The organism is Gordonia sp. NPDC003950, assembly GCF_053605205.1.
Map to the genome: position 1 here is coordinate 1 of NZ_JBSGIT010000057.1, position 2,470 is coordinate 2,470.

Sequence of the window (2,470 nt, forward strand, 5' to 3'; positions counted from 1 at the left end):
TGTCAGCGGACATGAAAAACTGCCCATGGGCGGTCACGAAAGTGCCCGCTGACGGCCAATAAGGACTGCCCATCGGCGGTCAGGAAAGTGCCCGTCGGCGGACACGATTTTGCCCACACCTGTCTCATCCGGCGGCGCGTCTGCGCTGTGCGGGCCTCTCCCGTGGCTTCGATAGCGATGCCTAGTCGTATCGAACTCACTCACGGGAGAGACCCATCTTGAAGTCTGACGGAGAACTCATGGACATACTCAATGCCTACGACCTGACGGGGTCGTATCGGGCTGCGGCCGAGTTGTGCGGCTGCAGCCATCACACGGTGAAACGGGCGGTTGACGACCGTGCCGCCGGGCTGGCGCCGGTGGTGCGCCGCGCCCGATTGATCGACGACTACCTGCCTCATATCGAGGGGTGGGTGGTGGATACGAAAGGAAAGATCCGCGCCGACAAGGCACACGAAAAGCTTGTGGCCCTTGGCTATACAGGGAATGAACGTACCACACGGCGTGCGGTCGCGGAAATGAAAGCGCAATGGCGCGTGGGTAATACGCGAGTGCACCGGCCGTGGGTGACCGAACCCGGCCTGTGGGTGCAGTACGACTTCGGCGACGGGCCGGTTGTTGATGGCCGCAAGGTGGTGTTACTGGTGGCGTGGCTGGCGTGGTGCCGCTACCGGGTGGTGATCGCGCTGCACGACCGGACCGCGCCGAGCGTGTTCGCCGGTCTGGATCGGGTGTTCCGCATTCTCGGTGGCGCCCCGTCGTATGTGTTGACCGACAACGAGAAAACGGTCACCACTGGCCATATCGCCGGGGTACCGATCCGCAACCGGCAGGCGGTCAGTTTTGGCCGCTACTACGGCGTCACAGTGCTCACCTGCGAGCCGGCCGACCCGGCCACCAAGGGCGGGGTGGAGAACGCGGTGAAACTGGCCAAGGCCGATATCGTGCCGACCGACACCAATCTGCTCGACGCCTACGAGACCTTCGGCGATGTCGTGGCCGCGTGTGAGCAGTTCATGGGTGAGATCAACGACCGGGAGCACCGCACCACCGGACGACGTCCGATCGAGATGCTCGCCGCCGAACGCACCCGACTGCATCCGATCCCCGATCTGCCGCACACCACCGGGTTGGGGGTGACTCGCCAGGTCCCCCGCAACACGCCGATGATCTCGTTCGAACACTGTCAATACTCTGTTCCGGCAACACTGTTGGGTCAATCGGTGTGGGTGCGTCATCACCCCGCCACCGATGAGGTGATCGTGTGCGCGCTCGATGACGGCGGCCCGACCGAGGTGGCCCGACACCGCCGTACCAGCCGCGGTACCCCGGCGATCGATGACGCCCACTTCCCCGACCATGAACCGAAAATCCCGGGTGACTATCGGATTCGGGCACGCAACACCGACGACCACGCGTTCCTGGCGATCGGCGAGGGCGCCGGATTGTGGTTGAAAGAAGCCGCCGCCGTCGGCACCGAACGCATGCGGGAGAAGATGCGCCATGCCGTGTCGCTGGCCGCCCTGCACACCACCTCGGATGTGGACTGGGCGTTGGGCCATGCCGCGGTACACGGCCGATTCGCCACCGGTGATCTCGACTCCATCCTGGCCGCCAAAGACCTCGACCACACGCGGCACCAGGCCTCGGAGAACACCTCGCTGGCACAAGGAACCAAAGTCTGGAACATGTTGGGCAACAACACTATCGACGACGCCTATCTCGGCGAGGAGGAAACACGATGACCACAACAACGATGTTGCCTGCAGAAGTCGAAACGTTGATGCGGCAACTGCGGCTGCCCCATGCCCGCGCGATCGCCGGTGACGTGCTGGCAACCGCACGGGCACAACGCTGGGACCCCGCCGAAGTCGTCAAAGCATTGCTCGCCGAAGAATCCGCAGGCCGCGCCCGATCGATGTTGGCCTCACGCCGCAAATCGGCGAACTTCCCGACCGGCAAAACCTTCGACGTGTGGGACGAAACCGCCTCCTCGATCCCCGTACCCACCCAGCACGCCCTGCAAACCCTCGAATGGGTGCAGCGACGCGAGAACCTCGTGGTGTGCGGACCCGCCGGCACCGGCAAAACATTCTTCCTCGAAGCCCTCGGCCAGAAAGCGATCGAGGCCGGCATGCCCGTTGCGTGGTTCAGCCTCGAGCAACTCGGCACCCTGGTCCGCGCGCACCGCGCCGATGACACCCTGGGCAAGGCCATCGCCAAGATCGTGCGCGCCGAACTCGTCGTCATCGACGACGTCGGCCTGCTGCCAGTAGGTGCTGACGCCGCAGAAGGGCTCTACCGGGTCGTAGAAGCCGCCTACGAACGCAAATCGGTGGCCGTGTCCTCCAACCTGCACCCATCCGGTTTCGACGAACTCATGCCCAAAACACTGGCCACTGCCACCGTGGACCGGCTGCTGCACCACGCCCACCTCTGCCAGACCACCGGCGACTCCGTGCGCCTGGCC

The 2,470-nt window shown here is 64.5% G+C and carries 2 protein-coding genes; both read left to right on the forward strand.

Annotated elements, in window-relative coordinates; genetic code table 11:
- Positions 1 to 218: 218 nt before the first annotated feature.
- A complete protein-coding gene (gene istA / locus ACWETB_RS23780) occupies positions 219 to 1,745 on the forward strand; it encodes an IS21 family transposase (protein WP_348805521.1) in 1,527 nt (508 codons plus the stop codon).
- Positions 1,742 to 2,470, forward strand: a 729-nt coding sequence (gene istB, locus ACWETB_RS23785; RefSeq protein ID WP_452214056.1) for an IS21-like element helper ATPase IstB, incomplete at its 3' end; no start/stop codon positions are given. The genes istA and istB, both read left to right, overlap by 4 nt.